This is a genomic window from Allobosea sp. TAF32, from assembly GCF_052113585.1.
Classification (GTDB): domain Bacteria; phylum Pseudomonadota; class Alphaproteobacteria; order Rhizobiales; family Beijerinckiaceae; genus Allobosea.
Genome location: NZ_JBFRDM010000008.1, coordinates 299,192 through 316,316, shown reverse-complemented (window position 1 = coordinate 316,316; position 17,125 = coordinate 299,192). Strand labels below are relative to the sequence as shown.

Sequence of the window (17,125 nt, the reverse complement as noted above, 5' to 3'; positions counted from 1 at the left end):
GAGAAGATAATGCCTAAGCGCGTGCTCCAGGGCGTCGTCGTCAGCGACAAGCAGAACAAAACTGTTGTGGTTAAGGTCGAGCGGCGTTATACGCACCCGCTCCTCAAGAAGACGGTTCGCCGTACGAAGAACTATCACGCCCATAACGAGGCGGGTTCGTTCAAGATTGGCGATACGGTGTGGATCGAGGAGTCCAAGCCGATTTCCAAGCTGAAAAGCTGGGTTGTGCTCGACGGCGCCCCTAAGGCGTGAGGCGAGACGGCTTTGCCCGGCCCCGAATCAGGGGCGGGCAGGGCGCCTGAAGGAAGCCGGACATGTCTCTCCGCAAAGGTGGAAACCACTTTTGCGGATCGTGTTTTGTTTTGAGGCCAAGGGGGCGATCGACCCCCGTCAGTCGTAGTCCCGAGCAGCGCTGAGGCCGCTCCGGAAACCGCCTGATACACAGATTGGAAGGATCAAGGCCATGATCCAGGTGCAGACGAATCTCGACGTCGCCGACAATTCGGGCGCGCGTCGCGTGATGTGCATCAAGGTTCTCGGCGGGTCGAAGCGCAAGTACGCCGGTGTCGGCGACATTATCGTCGTTTCGATCAAGGAAGCCATTCCGCGCGGTCGCGTGAAGAAGGGCGACGTCATGAAGGCGGTCGTCGTTCGCACCGCCAAGGACGTCAAGCGCGCCGATGGTTCGGTGATCCGGTTCGACCGCAATGCGGCCGTGCTGATCAACAACCAGAAGGAGCCTGTCGGCACGCGTATCTTCGGACCGGTTCCGCGCGAGCTGCGCGCCAAGAACCACATGAAGATCATCTCGCTGGCGCCGGAGGTGCTGTGATGGCTGCGAAAATCAAGAAGGGCGACAAGGTCGTCGTGCTTGCTGGCCGCGACAAGGGTAAGTCGGGCGAAGTGCTGCAGGTTTTGCCGAAGGATGCCCGCGCCGTCGTGCGTGGTGTCAACCTCGTCAAGAAGCACACCAAGCAGTCGCAGACGTCCGAGGGTGGCATCATCTCGAAGGAGGCCACCATCGACCTGTCGAACATCGCCGTGGCCGATCCGAAGGACGGCAAGCCGACCCGCGTTGGTTTCAAGGTGCTCGATGACGGCCGCAAGGTCCGTTTCGCCAAGCGTTCGGGGGATCTGATCGATGGCTGAGGCTCAGCAGGCGGCTCTCTCGCCGCGCATGAAGAAGCATTACGAGGACGTCGTCCGTCCCGCGATGATTGCCGAATTCGGCTACAAGAACGTCATGGAAGTGCCGACGATCGAGAAGATCGTCATCAACATGGGCGTTGGCGAAGCGACGGCCGACCGCAAGAAGGTCGACAACGCCGCCGGCGATCTCGCCATGATCGCCGGTCAGAAGCCGGTCATCACCAAGTCCCGCCTCGCGATCGCCGGCTTCAAGCTGCGCGAGAACATGGCGGTTGGCTGCAAGGTCACGCTGCGCAAGACCAAGATGTTCGAGTTCGTCGACCGGCTCGTCACCATCGCCTTGCCGCGCGTGCGCGACTTCCGGGGTCTCAACCCCAAGTCGTTCGACGGGCGCGGTAACTTCGCGCTCGGGATCAAGGAGCACATCGTGTTCCCCGAGATCAACTACGACAAGGTCGACCAGGTCTGGGGCATGGACGTGATCGTCTGCACGACTGCGAAGTCGGATGACGAGGCGCGCGCTCTGCTCAAGCACTTCAACTTCCCGTTCCGGCAGTGAACCTAAGCGTTCATACGCGGAAACCAGGAGAGATCGATGGCTAAGAAAAGCTCCGTCGAGAACAACGAGCGCCGCAGGAAGCTGGTGAAGAAATTCGCCGGCCGCCGGGCCCGTTTGCTCGCAATTGCCAATGATGACAACCAGCCCATGGACGAGCGTTTCCTCGCTCGCCTCAAGCTGGCCGAACTGCCGCGCAACTCGGCCAAGATCCGCATCCGCAATCGCTGCGAGGTGACGGGCCGTCCGCGTGCGTTCTATCGCAAGCTGAAGATGTCGCGTGTCGCGCTGCGTGAGCTCGGCAACAAGGGGCTGGTTCCCGGCCTCGTGAAGTCGAGCTGGTAAGGAGGACTGGACAATGGCGATCATTGATCCGCTCGGCGATATGCTGACCCGCATCCGGAATGCGCAGCTGCGCCGCAAGTCGCGCGTTTCCACCCCTGGTTCGAAGCTGCGCGCCCGCGTGCTCGACGTTCTGCAGTCCGAGGGTTATATCCGCGGCTACAGCCAGACCGAGTTCGGCAATGGCCGGACGGAGTTCGACATCGAGCTGAAGTATCACGAGGGCCAGCCGGTCATCCGGTCGATCTCGCGTGTTTCGAAGCCCGGCCGCCGCGTCTACTCGTCGGTCGAGACCATGCCGCGCGTGGCCGACGGCCTTGGCGTGACGATCGTCTCGACGCCGCGTGGCGTGATGGCTGATCATGTGGCCCGCGAGCAGAACGTGGGCGGCGAAGTGCTCTGCAAGGTCTTCTGACCTTACAGGCGCCGCTCATCTTCAGGAGAGATCCAATGTCTCGTATCGGTAAGAAGCCGGTTTCGGTTCCCGCGGGCGTCACCGCCACGGTCACCGGCCAGCTCGTCAAGATCAAGGGCTCGAAGGGCGAGCTCTCCTTCGAGGTGCCCGAGGACGTCTCGGTTGCCATGGAGGACGGCGCGATCGCGGTTCAGCCGCGTTCGCAGTCGAAGCGCGCCCGCGCGCTCTGGGGCACCTCGCGCGCCCGCATCAACAACCTCGTCGTCGGCACCACCGCCGGCTTCGAGAAGCGCCTCGAAATCAACGGCGTCGGCTACAAGGCCGCCGTCAACGGCAAGGTGCTGAAGCTGTCGCTCGGCTTCAGCCATGATATCGACTACGAAATTCCGGCCGGTGTCGCGATCGTGACGCCGAAGCCGACGGAGATCGTCGTCACCGGTATCGACAAGCAGATCGTCGGCCAGACCGCCGCGGAAATCCGCGACTATCGTGGCCCCGAGCCCTACAAGGGCAAGGGCGTCAAGTACGCCGGCGAGTTCATCTTCCGCAAGGAAGGCAAGAAGAAGTAAGGACGCCAGCCATGAGCAAGCAGAACGATGTGACTGCGCGCCGCAAGGCTCGCGTCCGCCGCGCGATCAAGGCGGTTGCCAACGGTCGCCCGCGCCTCTCGGTGCATCGCACCGGCAAGCAGATCTACGCCCAGGTCATCGACGACGTGAACGGGGTCACCCTCGCTTCGGCCTCGTCGCTCGACAAGGACGTGCGCGCCCAGATCAAGTCGGGCGCCAATGTCGAGGCGGCCGGCCAGATCGGCAAGATCGTCGCCGAGCGCGCGGTCAAGGCCGGCGTGACGGACGTTGTCTTCGATCGCGGTCCCTATATGTACCACGGCCGCGTCAAGGCGCTGGCCGATGCAGCCCGCGAGGGCGGCCTCAAGTTCTGAGGTTATCGGGTTTCGCCCGGTTCGGCGCTTGCGCCGGCCGGGCGGCATCCGTTTTCAGCTTCCCCCGCGCAATGAGGCACGGGGTTAGGCTCGAGCGAGCGGCGTGAGGCTCAGACCTTCGTCCGCGCAAGTAAGAGGAAAGACATGGCTAGAGAGCCGCGTGAGCGCCGGGATAGCGAGGATCGCGATTCCGAATTCGTGGATAAGCTCGTCCACATCAACCGCGTCGCCAAGGTGGTGAAGGGTGGTCGTCGCTTCGGCTTCGCTGCGCTCGTCGTCGTCGGCGACCAGAAGGGCCGCGTCGGCTTCGGCCACGGCAAGGCCCGTGAAGTTCCCGAGGCGATCCGCAAGGCGACGGAAGCCGCCAAGCGTGGCCTCGTCCGCATCCCGCTGCGCGAGGGCCGCACCCTCCATCACGACGTGCAGGGCCGCCACGGCGCCGGCAAGGTGGTGCTGCGCGCTGCTCCGGCTGGTACCGGCATCATCGCCGGCGGTCCGATGCGCGCCGTCTTCGAGGCGGTCGGCATGCAGGACGTCGTGTCGAAGTCGCTCGGCTCCTCCAACCCGTACAACCTCGTGCGCGCCACTTTCGACGCGCTGAAGAACGAGGACAGCCCGCGCTCGGTCGCGGCTCGTCGCTCGCTCAAGGTTTCGGCCCTGCAGACCCGTCGCCGCGATGCCGGCACGGATGCGGCCGCGGAAGCGTGAGGAGGGATTCATGGCAAAGGCTGAGAAGACCTTCACCGTCGAGCAGATCGGCTCCCCGATCCGCCGCGACGCCACCCAGCGCCAGACCCTCATCGGTCTCGGCCTGAATAAGATCCGCCGCCGCTCGACCCTCCAGGACACCCCCGCGGTGCGTGGCATGGTCGAGAAGGTCAAGCACCTCGTGCGCGTCGTCGACGCGAACTGAGGAGGGCGACACATGAAACTCAACGAGATTCGTGACAACGAAGGCGCTCTCAAGGAGCGCATCCGCGTCGGCCGTGGTATCGGCTCGGGCAAGGGCAAGACCGGCGGCCGTGGCGTGAAGGGTCAGACCTCGCGCGCCGGCGTCGCCATCAAGGGCTTCGAAGGCGGCCAGATGCCGCTCTATCGCCGCCTGCCGAAGCGCGGCTTCAACAACCTGTTTGCCAAGGATCTGAACGAGGTCAATCTCGGTCGCATCCAGCAGGCCGTGGAAGCCGGGAAGCTCGATGCCAAGGGCGCCGTGACCATCGAGGCGCTTGTCGCCGCCGGTGTCATCACCCGCCAGGCCAAGGACGGCGTCAAGATCCTCGGCGTCGGCGAGCTCAAGACCAAGCTCGCTTTCGAGGTGGCTGGCGCGTCGAAGTCGGCCGTCGCTGCGATCGAGAAGGCTGGCGGCACGGTCAAGATTCTGGCTGCTGCTTCGCAGGCGTGATCCGCGAGCAGGATGCGAAAAAGTGGGAACCGGTTTTTCGCATGAATCCTGCTCTCGTTTTTTGATAAGAGACGGATTCAGCTTCCAGATGGAAACGCTTTGCGCTTCCATCTGGAACCATCCGGCTCTAGCGCCTACATGACGTTTGCGAACGGCGGCCGGGCCAACGCCCAGGCCGCCGTTCGACTGTTTGACGCAAAGCGCACGACCCGAAAACGCACCGCGAGCGCGGCAGGGGATGTGCTTCACTGACTGACTTGAGACCCAAGGACCGGACGCATGGCATCGGCGGCTGAACAGCTTGCGGCAAACCTCAATTTCGGGGCCTTCGCCAAGGCGGACGAACTGAAGAAGCGAATCTGGTTCACGCTGGGCGCGCTCGTCGTCTACCGGCTGGGCACCTACATCCCGCTGCCAGGCATGAACCCGGACGCGGTCGCCGATCTCTTCCGCCAGTCGCAGAGCGGCGTGCTCGGCATGTTCAACATGTTCTCGGGCGGTGCCGTCGGCCGCCTCGCCATTTTCGCGCTGGCGATCATGCCGTACATCTCGGCCTCGATCATCGTGCAGCTGCTGTCCAGCGTCATCCCGAGCTTCGAGGCGCTGAAGAAGGAAGGCGAGCAGGGCCGTAAGACGCTCAACCAGTACACCCGCTACCTGACGCTGGTGCTGGCGGTGTTCCAGGCCTATGCGATCGGCGTCGGCCTGCAGGGTTCGGGCAACCTCGTCCTCGAGCCCGGGCCGTTCTTCCTGCTCTCGACCACGCTTACGCTCGTCGGCGGCACCATGTTCCTGCTGTGGCTGGGCGAGCAGATCACCAGCCGTGGCATCGGCAACGGCACCTCGATGATCATCTTCGGGGGCATCATCGCCGAATTCCCGTCGCAGCTCGCCCAGACCCTCGAACTCGGCCGCCAGGGCGCGATCTCGACCGGGCTGCTGCTCGGCATCCTGGTGATGGCGGTTTGCGTCATCGCGTTCTGCGTGTTCATGGAGCGCGCGCAGCGCCGGCTGCTGATCAACTATCCGAAGCGCCAGGTCGGCAACCGCATGTATGAGGGCCAGACCTCGTTCCTGCCGCTGAAGCTGAACACCTCGGGCGTCATTCCGCCGATCTTCGCCTCGTCGCTGCTGCTGCTGCCGACGACGGTCGCCAGCTTCTCGCAGGCCTCGGGCGGCACGGGCTTCCTGTCGATCATCGCGACCTATCTCGCCCATGGCCGGCCGCTGTTCATGGTCCTCTACGCAGCGCTGATCATCTTCTTCTGCTTCTTCTACACCGCGATCGTGTTCAACCCGGTCGAGACGGCGGATAACCTCAAGAAGCACGGCGGCTTCATGCCGGGCATCCGCCCGGGCGAGCGCACCGCCGAGCATATCGACCGCATCCTCAGCCGCATCACCGTTCTCGGCGCCGGGTATCTGACCATCGTCTGCCTTATCCCCGAGTTCATGATCACCTATGCTCAGATCCCGATCATCCTGCTGGGCGGCACTTCGCTGCTCATCGTGGTGACGACGACGATGGACACCGTGGCTCAAGTTCACGGACATCTGCTGGCCCATCAATATGAGGGGCTGGTCAAGAAGGCTAAGTTGCGAGGAGCGAGGCGCTAAATGCGGTTGATTTTCCTGGGGCCGCCGGGGGCGGGGAAGGGCACTCAGGCGGCGCGCATCGTCGCGAAGCACGGCATTCCTCAACTGTCGACCGGCGACATGCTGCGCGCAGCAGTCGCCGCGGGCACGCCGATCGGCCAGAAGGCCAAGGCGGTGATGGATGCGGGCGGGCTGGTTTCGGACGATATCGTCATCGGCATCGTCGCTGATCGCATCGAGGAGCCGGACGCGAAGAAGGGCTTCATCCTCGACGGCTTTCCGCGCACGCTCGCGCAGGCCGAAGCGCTCGACCGGATGCTCGAGGGCAAAGGGCTGAAGCTCGACGCGGTGCTCGAACTCACGGTCGACCAGAGCAAGCTCGTGGACCGCATCGTCCGTCGCGCCGAAGAGGCGAGGGCGGCTGGCCAGCCGGTCCGCAAGGACGATGATCCGGAGGTCTTCAAGACCCGGCTTGAGGCTTATAACCGCGACACGGCGATTGTCGCGCCTTACTACGAGAAGCGTGGCCAGCTGACGGCGATCGACGGAATGCAGCCGATCGACAGCGTCTCGGAAGCGATCGCGAACGCGTTGTCGGTGGCCGCTCAGGGTTGATCCGCAAGCAGCGAAGAGAAATTCGAACCCGGATGGGCGATGCCCGTCCGGGTTTTTTTCGATTCCGGTGCGTTTTTGCGCGCCTGCCTTTGCCTTTTCTCGCTTCGCCCGTGCGTTGACAGGTGCCGGGCCGCCGGATGTGCTGGACACAAGTCGTGAAAAGCGGCGTGGAGCACCTTCGACCGGGAGGCGAAGCGACCTTCCAGTCCGGTCCGGTGCAGGACAGGGAGCAGGCGCATGACGAGGTGGGGTGCATTGCTGTTCGCGAGTACGCTGGCGCTGATGCCGGCGGCGGCGCGGGCGCAGGATGCGGTCAAGATCGGCATCCTCAACGACCAGTCGGGCAACTATGCCGAATTCGGCGGTCTCGGCTCGGTCGAGGCTGCGAAGCTGGCGATCGAGGATTTCGGTGGCTCCGTGCTCGGCAAGCCGATCGAGATCGTCGCGGCCGATCATCAGAACAAGCCCGACATTGCGGCCGGCCTGGCAAGGCGCTGGTACGATGCCGACGGGGTCACCGCGATCGCGGATCTGACCAATTCGGCTGTAGCGCTCGCCGTCGCGGGCATCGCCAAGGAACGGCAGAAGGTCGCGCTCTATAACGGGCCGGCGACGACGAGGCTGTTCAACGAGGACTGCTCGCCGACCGGCTTCATGTGGACTTTCGACACCGCGACCTCGGCCAAGGGCACGGCGCTGTCCGTCCTGCGCGAGGGCGGCAACAGCTGGTACATCATTGCCGCCGACTACGCCTTCGGCCATCAGCTCACAGCCGATATCGAGGCGATCGTCGCGGCCAATGGCGGCAAGACGCTGGGCACGGTGCGCGCACCTCTCGGATCGCCGGACTTCTCCTCCTTCCTGCTGCAGGCGCAGGCCTCAAAGGCCAAGATCGTCGCCTTCGCCAATGCCGGCACGGACACGATCAATTCGATCAAGCAGGCCGGCGAGTTCGGCCTGGTCGATGGCGGCCAGAAGCTCGCCGCCATGGTCGTGGTGCTCAGCGACGTCCACGGCCTCGGGCTCGACAAGGCCAAGGGGTTGATCACGACGACCGCCTATTACCATGACGCGGACAAGCCGAGCCGCGCCTTCGCCGACCGCTACATGGCGCGGACCAGGAAGATGCCGGGCATGATCCAGGCGAGCGTCTATTCCTCGGTGCTGCACTATCTCAAGGCGGTGAAGGCGGCGGGCACGGCCGCAGGCGCCGCAGTCGCGGCCAAGATGAAGGAGCTGCCGGTCGACGACTTCTACGCGCCCGGCGCAAAGGTCCGCGAGGACGGCCGGCTGATGAACGACATGCTGCTGGTCGAGGTGAAGGCGCCGGCCGATTCGAAGGCGCCGTGGGACTACTTCAAGGTCGTCCGCAGGATCCCCGCGGCCGAGATCATCGCCCCGCTTTCGGAGAGCAAATGCAATCTGGTGAAGAAGTAAGGACGCACACCGGAAGCTGGGTCATTCTCGGGCGCAGCGAAGCGGAGACCCGAGAAACCCCTGGGAGAGGAGGTTGCGAATCTCCTTCGTCACGAGATGCTCGGGCCAAGCCCGAGCATGACGGCGAATATCCAGTCCGGCCTCGATGCCAACAGTCTTGGCATGTTTCTTGGTTGCACCGGTTGACTCGGGACGGGCAACCCGTTAACGAGCCGCAATCCGGTTTCATGCGAGCGATGCCGTTGCCTTTGTGAAAGGGGACGACGTCGCGTTATCGCGTGGAGCCGTTCAACGTCCTGCATGAGCCGGCCTCCACCGGACGCGGGATTTTTCCCACCGCCGGGGTGCCATCGGGTGCTTCGGCCGACATGGAGATGAGACCCATGGCTCGTATCGCGGGCGTTAACATTCCGACCGGCAAGCGCGTCGTCATCGGCCTTCAGTACATCCACGGCATTGGCGCGGCCAAGGCTCAAGAGATCGTCGAGAAGGTCGGCATCGCGCCCGAGCGCCGCGTCAACCAGCTGACCGACGCCGAAGTCCTGCAGATCCGCGAGACGATCGACCGCGACTATCTCGTCGAGGGCGATCTGCGCCGCGAGGTCTCGATGAACATCAAGCGCCTGATGGACCTCGGCTGCTATCGCGGCCTGCGTCATCGCCGCTCGCTGCCGGTCCGCGGTCAGCGCACGCACACCAACGCCCGTACCCGCAAGGGCAAGGCGAAGCCGATCGCCGGCAAGAAGAAGTGATTTCGGCGGGCCGCTTGTTCGGCCCGCTGTCTATACGCCGGCCGGTCCGCTCACGGGCCGCCGGCATCCCCAGCGCCTGGCATGACGGGCGCGCCTGAAGGATGGAAGAAGAGATATGGCCAAGGAAGCCCAGCGCGTCCGTCGTCGCGAACGCAAGAACATCGTCTCCGGCGTCGCGCATGTGAACGCCTCGTTCAATAACACCATGATCACCATCACCGACGCGCAGGGCAACACGATCTCGTGGTCGTCGGCCGGCACGATGGGCTTCAAGGGCTCGCGCAAGTCGACCCCCTATGCTGCTCAGGTCGCCGCCGAGGATGCCGCCCGCAAGGCTGCCGAGCATGGCATGCGCACCCTCGAGGTCGAGGTGACCGGTCCGGGTTCGGGCCGCGAGTCGGCGCTGCGCGCGCTGCAGGCCGCGGGCTTCACCGTGACCTCGATCCGCGACGTCACGCCGATCCCGCACAATGGCTGCCGTCCGCGCAAGCGCCGTCGCGTCTGACGTCTGACCATTGCAAGAGGCGCCCGCAGGGGCGGGCGCCTGTCCGGGGCGGCGTAAGCCGCCAGATGAATTCAGCACCAGGAGTGCGGTCGTGATCAGCAAGAACTGGCAGGATCTTTCCAAGCCGAACAAGCTCGAAGTCAAGGTCGGAGACGACCCGAAGCGTCTGGCCACCGTGATCGCGCGTCCGCTCGAGCGCGGCTTCGGCATGACGCTCGGCAATGCGCTGCGTCGCGTGCTCCTGTCGTCGCTCCAGGGCGCGGCCGTCACCGCCGTCCAGATCGACGGCGTGCTGCACGAGTTCTCCTCGATCCCGGGCGTTCGCGAGGACGTCACCGATATCGTCCTCAACATCAAGGCCATCGCGGTCAAGATGCAGGGCGAGGGCCCGAAGCGCATGACGCTGCGCAAGTCCGGCCCGGGCACCGTCACCGCCGGCGACATCAACACCATCGGCGACGTCTCGATCCTCAACCCCGACCTCGTGCTCTGCACGCTGGACGACGGGGCCGAGATCCGCATGGAGTTCACGGTCAACACCGGCAAGGGCTATGTCCCGGCCGAGCAGAACCGTCCCGAGGACGCGCCGATCGGCCTCATCCCGGTCGACAGCCTCTATTCGCCGGTCAAGAAGGTCTCCTACCGCGTCGAGAACACCCGCGAGGGCCAGAACCTCGACAAGGACGCGCTGACGCTGGCGATCGAGACCAATGGCTCGGTCTCGCCCGAGGACGCGCTGGCGCTCGCCGCCCGCATCCTGCAGGACCAGCTCGCCGTCTTCATCACCTTCGAGGAGCCGCGCAAGGAAGAGGCCGTCTCGACCGCGCCGCAGCTGCCCTTCAACCCGGCGCTGCTCAAGAAGGTCGACGAGCTCGAGCTCTCGGTCCGTTCGGCCAACTGCCTCAAGAACGACAACATCGTCTATATCGGCGACCTCATCCAGAAGTCCGAGGGCGAGATGCTGCGCACTCCGAACTTCGGCCGCAAGTCGCTGAACGAAATCAAGGAAGTGCTGGCGACCATGGGCCTGCATCTGGGCATGGACGTCCAGGGCTGGCCGCCGGAGAACATCGAAGAGCTGGCCAAGCGCTTCGAAGAGCACTACTGAGCCTCAACCGGCGCGGGAGGCATCCCGCGCCATCCCGCCCGGCTCATCCGAGCCGGAGCATAAGGAACGGCCGTTCCGTGGCACGGCGGCCGTAAGCAACGAAGGAGCCAAACAATGCGTCACGGTTTTCGCGGTCGTCGTTTCAACCGCTCGGCCGAGCATCGCCAGGCGATGTTCGCCAACATGGCTCAGGCCCTGATCAAGCACGAGCAGATCACCACCACCCTGCCGAAGGCCAAGGACCTGCGTCCGGTCGTCGAGAAGCTCATCACGCTCGGCAAGCGCGGCGACCTGCATGCCCGCCGCCAGGCGATCTCGCAGATCAAGGACGTCGAGCTCGTCGGCAAGCTCTTCGCGGTCCTCGGCCCGCGCTACAAGGAGCGCAACGGCGGCTATCTGCGCATCATGAAGGCCGGCTTCCGCTTCGGCGACAATGCCCCGATGGCGATCATCGAGTTCGTCGATCGCGACGTCGAGGCCAAGGGCAAGGATTCCGGCCCGGTCTTCACGGCGGAAGACGAGGCGGCCTGATCGGCCTCGCTCAAGCGAATCTCTGAAGAGGCGGCCTCCGGGCCGCCTCTTTTTTTGTCTGCCTTGGCGGCGAAGCCGTCTTCGCCGCAACACTGCCCCGATCCTGGCGCTTCTCGGGAAAGGCAGGTTTGGCTCTTGTCGCCGGCGCGCGATTGCACGACATGTCGGTACGGAACCGGAGCGTCGCCGCGCGGTATAGCTCCGGAAGAATGCAGCACAGATGCCCCGGTGATGCGGGCCGTCAGGACGAGGATGAGCATGACCCATCGCTTTGCAGGTAGGCCGGCTTTGGCGGCAGCTGCTCTCGCCAGCGTCCTGATGGCCGGCGCCGCGACGCTGCCGGCTGTCGCCCAGCAGCGGCAGGTGCCCGAATCGCGCGAGCAGGTGACCTTGTCCTTCGCGCCGCTGGTGAAGCGCACGCAGGCCGCCGTCGTGAACGTCTACGGCGCCCGCGTCGAGAAGCGGCCGCAGAACGCCCTCATGGACGATCCCTTCTTCCGCCGCTTCTTCGGCGATGGCGGCTTCGGGGTGCCGCGGGAGCGGGTGCAGCGCTCGCTCGGCTCGGGCGTGGTCGTCGATGCCGGCAATGGCCTCGTGGTGACCAACAACCACGTCATCGAGAATATGAGCGAGGTTAAGGTTGCCTTTGCCGACAAGCGCGAGGTCGAGGCGACGATCCTGCTGCGCGATCCGCGCACCGATCTCGCCGTTCTGAAGGTCGCCGACACCAAGAACCTGACCGCGATCGAACTCGCGGATACGGACGAACTTCAGGTCGGCGATATCGTGCTCGCCATGGGCAATCCCTTCGGTGTCGGCCAGACGGTGACGCAGGGCATCGTCTCGGCGCTCGCCCGCACGCAGATCGGCGTGGGCGATGCCCAGTCCTTCATCCAGACGGATGCGGCGATTAATCCCGGCAATTCCGGCGGGGCGCTGATCGACATGAAGGGCCGTGTCGTCGGCATCAATACGGCGATCTATTCCCGCTCCGGCGGCAGTGTCGGCATCGGATTCGCGATTCCGTCCGCGATGGTGCGCCTCGTCGTCGACAGCGCCAAGGCCGGCGCCAAGACCGTGCGCCGCCCCTGGCTCGGGGCGCGCCTGCAGAGCCTGACCGCCGACGTCGCCGATGGCCTGGGATTGGATCGCCCGGCGGGGTCGGTCGTGGCCAGCATCGTCGAGAAGGGGCCGGCCGACCAGGCGGGGCTGCGCCGCTCGGACGTGATTCTCATGGTCGACGGGCTCGCGGTCGACGATCCCGAAGCCTTCGGCTACCGCTTCGCGACGCGCCCGATCGGCGGGTCGACCGTCCTCATGTTGCTCCGCGGCGGAAAGAAGATCGAGATTCCCGTCAAGCTCGTCGCGGCGCCTGAGACGCGCCCACGCGATACTGTGAAGCTGACGAGCCGTTCCCCGCTTTCGGGGTTGACGGTCGCGAACCTTTCGCCGGCGCTGGCCGAGGAGTTGTCGATCGAGACGGGCAATGAGGGCGTCGTCGTCAGCGAGATCGAAGAAGGCAGCACCGCCGCCAACATCGGCTTCCAGAAGGGCGACATCATCATGGCGCTCAACGGCGAGCGCATGACCAATTCGCGTGAGATCGAGACGGCCCTCAAGGAGCGCAAGCGGGCCTGGGAGGTCACGATCACCCGCAACGGCCAGACGATCACCTCGGTCTTCCCGGGGTGAGCGACCTCTTCTCCGCCTCGGGGCTGGACAAGTCCGGCCCGCGCCCGCTCGCCGACCGCTTGCGGCCGACGACGCTTGCAGAGGTGGCCGGGCAGGAGCATCTGACCGGACCGGACGGGGCGCTGACGCGGCTCGTCGCCTCCGGCACGGTCGGCAGCCTGATCTTCTGGGGCCCGCCCGGCACCGGCAAGACAACCGTGGCGCGGCTGCTCGCCGGCCTCGTCGATCTCGGCTTCGAGCAGATCAGCGCGATCTTTTCGGGCGTCGCTGACCTCAGGAAGGTGTTCGAGGCGGCGCGCGGGCGCCGGCTCGGCGGCCGGGGCACTCTGCTCTTCGTCGACGAGATCCACCGCTTTAACCGCGCCCAGCTCGACGCTTTCCTGCCCGTTATGGAAGACGGCACGATCACGCTGATCGGCGCGACGACCGAAAACCCGTCCTTCGCGCTGAATGCGGCGTTGCTGTCGCGGGCGCGGGTGCTGACCTTCAAATCGCTGGACGAGGGCTCACTGCTCTTCCTGCTCGGCCGGGCGGAGGTGCTGGAGGGCAGGGAGCTGCCGCTGACGCCGGAGGCGCGGCTCGCACTCGCGCGCTTCGCCGACGGCGACGGGCGCGCCGTGCTGACGCTGGCCGAGGAGATCTGGCGGGCGGCCAAGCCGGGCGAGATTCTTGACGAGCACGGCCTTTCGGAAGTGATCCAGCGCCGGGCGCCGATCTACGACAAGGCACAGGACGGCCACTACAATCTGATCTCGGCCTTGCATAAGACGATCAGGGGCTCCGATCCCGATGCCGCGCTGTATTATTTCGCTCGCATGCTCGATGCCGGCGAGGACCCGCGCTTCCTGGCGCGGCGGCTGGTGCGCATGGCGGTGGAGGATATCGGGCTCGCCGATCCGCAGGCGCTCCTCCATGCCCGGGCCGCGGCCGAGACCTATGAGCAGCTCGGCACGCCGGAAGGCGAACTCGCGCTCGCCAACTGCGTGATCTATCTGGCGACGGCGCCGAAATCGAACGCTGCCTATATGGCCTACAAGGCAGCGACGCGGGTGGCGAAGGACCGCGGTTCGCTGATGCCGCCGAAGACGATCCTCAACGCCCCGACGAAGCTGATGCGCGAGGAGGGCTACGGCGCCGACTACGCCTATGACCATGATCAGCCGGACGCGTTTTCAGGCCAGAACTACTGGCCCGACGCGCTCGGCCGCCAGCGCTTCTACGATCCGCCCGAGCGCGGCTTCGAGCGCGAGATCCGCAAGCGGCTGGAATACTGGGAGCGGCTGCGCCAGGAGCGCGGCGAGGACTGATCGTCGCCCGCAATGCGGAATGGGCTGGCGGATGACATCTCAGCTTCGGCAGTTGAACGGCAGGAAGGTGCCGGACATGCCGCTGTTCATCGCCATCAGCACCAGTTTGTTGGCAAGCTCGAGTTCCTCCTTGCTGCGGGCGCAGACCTCGGCGCGGCTCTGGCAGTTCGAGGCGAGGAAAGCATCGTGGCCGGCCAGGAAGTCCCGGCCCAGCCCTTGCTTGCCCTGGCGATTCAATGCCTGCTCGTAAGCCTTTTTGTATCGGTTGCATTTTTCCGTCGGCCAGTCCGAAGCCGGGCTTTGCTGCGCCGCCGCGAAAGTGCCCCCGATGCTGAAGAAGGCGAGCGCAGCCGCTGTCCGCAGCAGCGGCCGGTGCGCCGGTGCCGCAGCCGAATTCCGTCCATTCATCGCCATCGCCTCTGCCGCCTCGCGGCATCGAGGCGAGGCTTCCGCAGAAGCACAGTCAATTGCGGCGGATTTCGTTTGTGCACGGCGGCGGTGCACTCTATTTCACAGGAATGACTTCCACCGCACTCGTCTTTCTGGGCGCCGGCATCGGCGGCGTGCTGCGCCATGGCGTGAACCTTGTCTCGCCGCGCTGGTTCGGCATGGATTTTCCATACGGGACCATGGCGATCAACATTCTCGGCTCGGCCCTGATGGGCGTGGTCGTCGGCTGGTTCGCCTTCCGGGCGGGCGAGGGGACGCCTCACGGATTGCGCCTGTTCCTGGCGACCGGCGTGCTCGGTGGATTCACGACCTTCTCGGCCTTCTCTCTCGATGCGGTGCTGCTCTGGGACCGCGGTGAGGCGATGGCGGCGATGGTCTATGTTTTGGGATCCGTGATGGTGTCGCTGGCGGCGCTGGTCGGCGGGCTTGCGGTGATGCGGGGGCTGTCATGAGGACAGGTGGCAAGGGGCCGGGCACTGGCCCCGGACGTGGCGGCAGGCAGCCGCGCGCGGCGGAGGCGCCGGGCGGCAAAAGGCCGAGCCATGACGCAAGGCGCCGCGCCGCCGCCCGGCCGGCCGAGGGCGAGGAGCGGGCTCAGCGCCCGGCCCGCGCCGCCGCCAAGCCGACGCGTGCCGAAGTCAAGGCCGAGACGGCGCAGGTGCTCTCGACCGGCGTGCAGCAGCTCGTGGTGACGCCTGACGAAAACGAGATGCGGATCGACCGCTTCCTCGAGACGCGCTTCCCGCAGCTCTCCTTCAGCCATATCCAGCGCATCGTCCGGAAGGGCGAGCTGCGCGTCGACGGCAAGCGCGCCGACAGCAAGGACCGGCTCAGCGAAGGGCAGACGGTGCGCATCCCGCCGTTGAAGCTGGAGCCGCAGGCAGAGCGGCCGCGCTCGGCCAAGGCCGATGCCGATACGATCGGCTTCCTGCGCTCGATCACGCTCTATGAGGACGACGACGTCATGGTCCTCAACAAGCCGGCGGGCCTGGCCGTGCAGGGGGGCTCGGGCACGACCCGGCATGTCGACGGCATGCTCGCCGCCCTGACCGGCAAGGACGGGCAGAAGCCGCGCCTCGTCCACCGCCTCGATAAGGACACCGCCGGCTGCCTCGTCATCGCCAAGTCGCGCTTCGCCGCGGCGACGCTCGCCAAGACGTTCCGCTCGCGCTCGGCCCGCAAGGTCTACTGGGCGCTCGTCGCCGGCGTGCCGCGCGTTCGCCAGGGCCGGATCTCGACCTATCTCGCCCGCGAGGAGGCCTATGACGGCGATCAGCGCATGGCTGTCGCCAAGCATGGCGAGGACGGCGCAATGCACGCCGTGACCTATTACGCGGTAGTGGAGACGGCGGCGCAGAAGCTGGCCTGGCTCTCGCTGAAGCCGGTGACCGGACGCACGCACCAGCTGCGCGCCCATGCGGCCCATATCGGCCATCCGATCGTCGGCGACCCCAAATACTTCAACATCATGAACTGGGAGCTGCCCGGCGGCATCCAGAACAAGCTGCACCTGCTGGCGCGGCGGATCGTTCTGCCGCATCCGCGCGGCAAGGGCACGATCGACGTCAGCGCGCCGATACCGCCGCATATGCGCCAGAGCTGGAATCTGCTCGGCTTCGACGACGCGCCCTACGATCCGATCGTGGAAGCGCCGGACGAATAGGGCGCTCCGCGAGGTGACGAAACGTAAGAGAACAGTTGCGGAACAAACCGCATTCTGTTCTAATTATGTTCTCATCATCGGAAGGGGGTCCCATGCGTTCGCTTTTGATTGTTTCCGCGTTCCTTTTCGGTCTTGCCGGGGTCGCGCAAGCGCAGACGGCTGCGCCGACCAAGCCCGTGGCCCCGGCTGTCACGGCTGCTGCTGCCACTGACCAGCCTATCCCGCAGGCGGAGCGCGCCAAGGCGCGGCAGGATTGCCTCTCCGAGAATGTCGCGCTCTCGGGAGACGATCTGCGCGCTGCCATGCGCCTGTGCCTGCAGGCCAAGTTTCCGGGTGTGCGGCTCTACGCGCAGGACGGTCTCACCCGCGACGGCAAGCCGACGGCGGTCGCGGCGCGGGCCGCCTGCAAGGAGGAGGTCGACGGCCGCAATCTGCAGGGATCGGAGCGGGTCGCATCATTGACGGCCTGCTTCAACGCCAAGCGGCCCGATCTCGCCCAGCGCTCCGAATGCCGCAAGGAGGCGCGGGCAAAGGGGCTGGACGGAACCGATCTGCGCAAGGCCATGGATGCCTGCGCGCGGGAGGCAAAGGGCTGAGCCGGAAGTGAGGCCGCATAGCCGGTGGGACAATGCCATGACGGTGCTGCAATGGCTTGCGGCGCC

General features: G+C 65.6%; 24 protein-coding genes. 23 read left to right on the top strand and 1 reads right to left on the bottom strand.

The features are described 5' to 3' along the window. The first annotated feature begins 9 nt into the window (after nt 1–9). The 20 genes from rpsQ to AB4Z16_RS18565 all read left to right on the top strand — a co-directional run bounded on the left by rpsQ (nt 10) and on the right by AB4Z16_RS18565 (nt 14,350). Entirely contained in the window at nt 10–252 is a 243-nt protein-coding gene (rpsQ, locus tag AB4Z16_RS18660) for a 30S ribosomal protein S17 (protein WP_441512842.1), read from the top strand. Nucleotides 253–463: 211 nt separating this feature from the next. Further along, nucleotides 464–832, top strand: coding sequence for a 50S ribosomal protein L14 (gene rplN, locus AB4Z16_RS18655; RefSeq protein WP_055730187.1), 369 nt, complete (start codon nt 464–466; stop codon nt 830–832). Beyond that, the gene (gene rplX, locus AB4Z16_RS18650) at nt 832–1,149 is read left to right on the top strand and encodes a 50S ribosomal protein L24 (protein WP_377838317.1); all 318 of its coding nucleotides are present in this window, start codon (nt 832–834) and stop codon (nt 1,147–1,149) included. Before rplN ends, rplX begins: the two co-directional genes overlap by 1 nt. Beyond that, nucleotides 1,142–1,708 (top strand): 50S ribosomal protein L5, encoded by a 567-nt coding sequence (rplE, locus tag AB4Z16_RS18645; protein ID WP_199085555.1) that lies wholly within the window; start codon nt 1,142–1,144, stop codon nt 1,706–1,708. The genes rplX and rplE overlap by 8 nt, the downstream gene beginning before the upstream one ends. A gap of 36 nt (nt 1,709–1,744) precedes the next feature. Beyond that, entirely contained in the window at nt 1,745–2,050 is a 306-nt protein-coding gene (gene rpsN / locus AB4Z16_RS18640) for a 30S ribosomal protein S14 (protein WP_199085556.1), read from the top strand. Nucleotides 2,051–2,063: 13 nt separating this feature from the next. Further along, nucleotides 2,064–2,462: a 30S ribosomal protein S8 gene (rpsH, locus tag AB4Z16_RS18635; RefSeq protein ID WP_400506018.1), complete on the top strand. Its 399-nt coding sequence runs from the start codon at nt 2,064–2,066 to the stop codon at nt 2,460–2,462. A gap of 35 nt (nt 2,463–2,497) precedes the next feature. After that, on the top strand, nt 2,498–3,031 hold the full coding sequence (gene rplF, locus AB4Z16_RS18630) for a 50S ribosomal protein L6 (RefSeq protein WP_441512841.1): 534 nt from the start codon (nt 2,498–2,500) through the stop codon (nt 3,029–3,031). A gap of 11 nt (nt 3,032–3,042) precedes the next feature. Continuing rightward, nucleotides 3,043–3,405, top strand: coding sequence for a 50S ribosomal protein L18 (gene rplR, locus AB4Z16_RS18625; RefSeq protein ID WP_441512840.1), 363 nt, complete (start codon nt 3,043–3,045; stop codon nt 3,403–3,405). Between the two features lie 144 nt (nt 3,406–3,549). Further along, nucleotides 3,550–4,113 carry a 30S ribosomal protein S5 gene (rpsE, locus tag AB4Z16_RS18620; protein WP_262333094.1) on the top strand — a complete coding sequence of 188 codons (564 nt, stop codon included), beginning with the start codon at nt 3,550–3,552 and terminating at the stop codon, nt 4,111–4,113. Between the two features lie 10 nt (nt 4,114–4,123). Next, the gene (gene rpmD / locus AB4Z16_RS18615) at nt 4,124–4,318 is read left to right on the top strand and encodes a 50S ribosomal protein L30 (protein WP_441512839.1); all 195 of its coding nucleotides are present in this window, start codon (nt 4,124–4,126) and stop codon (nt 4,316–4,318) included. 12 nt (nt 4,319–4,330) lie between these two features. Next, nucleotides 4,331–4,807 carry a 50S ribosomal protein L15 gene (rplO, locus tag AB4Z16_RS18610; RefSeq protein ID WP_441512838.1) on the top strand — a complete coding sequence of 159 codons (477 nt, stop codon included), beginning with the start codon at nt 4,331–4,333 and terminating at the stop codon, nt 4,805–4,807. Between the two features lie 279 nt (nt 4,808–5,086). Further along, nucleotides 5,087–6,424 carry a preprotein translocase subunit SecY gene (gene secY, locus AB4Z16_RS18605; RefSeq protein ID WP_441512837.1) on the top strand — a complete coding sequence of 446 codons (1,338 nt, stop codon included), beginning with the start codon at nt 5,087–5,089 and terminating at the stop codon, nt 6,422–6,424. Next, on the top strand, nt 6,425–7,018 hold the full coding sequence (locus tag AB4Z16_RS18600; RefSeq protein ID WP_441470732.1) for an adenylate kinase: 594 nt from the start codon (nt 6,425–6,427) through the stop codon (nt 7,016–7,018). Nucleotides 7,019–7,255: 237 nt separating this feature from the next. Beyond that, nucleotides 7,256–8,455 carry an ABC transporter substrate-binding protein gene (locus AB4Z16_RS18595; RefSeq protein WP_441512836.1) on the top strand — a complete coding sequence of 400 codons (1,200 nt, stop codon included), beginning with the start codon at nt 7,256–7,258 and terminating at the stop codon, nt 8,453–8,455. Between the two features lie 383 nt (nt 8,456–8,838). Next, complete coding sequence (rpsM, locus tag AB4Z16_RS18590; RefSeq protein ID WP_112581136.1) at nt 8,839–9,207, top strand: 30S ribosomal protein S13; 369 nt, start codon at nt 8,839–8,841, stop codon at nt 9,205–9,207. Nucleotides 9,208–9,322: 115 nt separating this feature from the next. Beyond that, entirely contained in the window at nt 9,323–9,712 is a 390-nt protein-coding gene (gene rpsK, locus AB4Z16_RS18585) for a 30S ribosomal protein S11 (RefSeq protein WP_043237079.1), read from the top strand. Between the two features lie 91 nt (nt 9,713–9,803). Continuing rightward, entirely contained in the window at nt 9,804–10,820 is a 1,017-nt protein-coding gene (locus tag AB4Z16_RS18580) for a DNA-directed RNA polymerase subunit alpha (protein WP_441512835.1), read from the top strand. 114 nt (nt 10,821–10,934) lie between these two features. Continuing rightward, nucleotides 10,935–11,351, top strand: a complete 417-nt coding sequence (rplQ, locus tag AB4Z16_RS18575) for a 50S ribosomal protein L17 (RefSeq protein WP_441512834.1) — start codon at nt 10,935–10,937, stop codon at nt 11,349–11,351. Nucleotides 11,352–11,603: 252 nt separating this feature from the next. Continuing rightward, a complete protein-coding gene (locus AB4Z16_RS18570; RefSeq protein ID WP_441512833.1) occupies nt 11,604–13,043 on the top strand; it encodes a DegQ family serine endoprotease in 1,440 nt (479 codons plus the stop codon). Then, the gene (locus tag AB4Z16_RS18565; RefSeq protein ID WP_441512832.1) at nt 13,040–14,350 is read left to right on the top strand and encodes a replication-associated recombination protein A; all 1,311 of its coding nucleotides are present in this window, start codon (nt 13,040–13,042) and stop codon (nt 14,348–14,350) included. The genes AB4Z16_RS18570 and AB4Z16_RS18565 overlap by 4 nt, the downstream gene beginning before the upstream one ends. Nucleotides 14,351–14,389: 39 nt before the next feature. Here AB4Z16_RS18565 and AB4Z16_RS18560 read toward each other — a convergent pair whose 3' ends face one another. Continuing rightward, on the bottom strand, nt 14,390–14,758 hold the full coding sequence (locus tag AB4Z16_RS18560; RefSeq protein WP_441512831.1) for a hypothetical protein: 369 nt from the start codon (nt 14,756–14,758) through the stop codon (nt 14,390–14,392). Nucleotides 14,759–14,868: 110 nt separating this feature from the next. On the opposite strand from AB4Z16_RS18560, the gene crcB reads away from it, so the two are divergent. The 3 genes from crcB (at nt 14,869) to AB4Z16_RS18545 (ending at nt 17,059) form a co-directional block, all read left to right on the top strand. After that, nucleotides 14,869–15,252 carry a fluoride efflux transporter CrcB gene (crcB, locus tag AB4Z16_RS18555; protein ID WP_441512830.1) on the top strand — a complete coding sequence of 128 codons (384 nt, stop codon included), beginning with the start codon at nt 14,869–14,871 and terminating at the stop codon, nt 15,250–15,252. After that, nucleotides 15,189–16,463, top strand: a complete 1,275-nt coding sequence (locus AB4Z16_RS18550) for an RluA family pseudouridine synthase (RefSeq protein ID WP_441513082.1) — start codon at nt 15,189–15,191, stop codon at nt 16,461–16,463. Before crcB ends, AB4Z16_RS18550 begins: the two co-directional genes overlap by 64 nt. Before the next feature lie 92 nt (nt 16,464–16,555). Then, nucleotides 16,556–17,059 (top strand): hypothetical protein, encoded by a 504-nt coding sequence (locus AB4Z16_RS18545; protein WP_441512829.1) that lies wholly within the window; start codon nt 16,556–16,558, stop codon nt 17,057–17,059. The last annotated feature ends 66 nt before the right edge of the window (nt 17,060–17,125 follow it).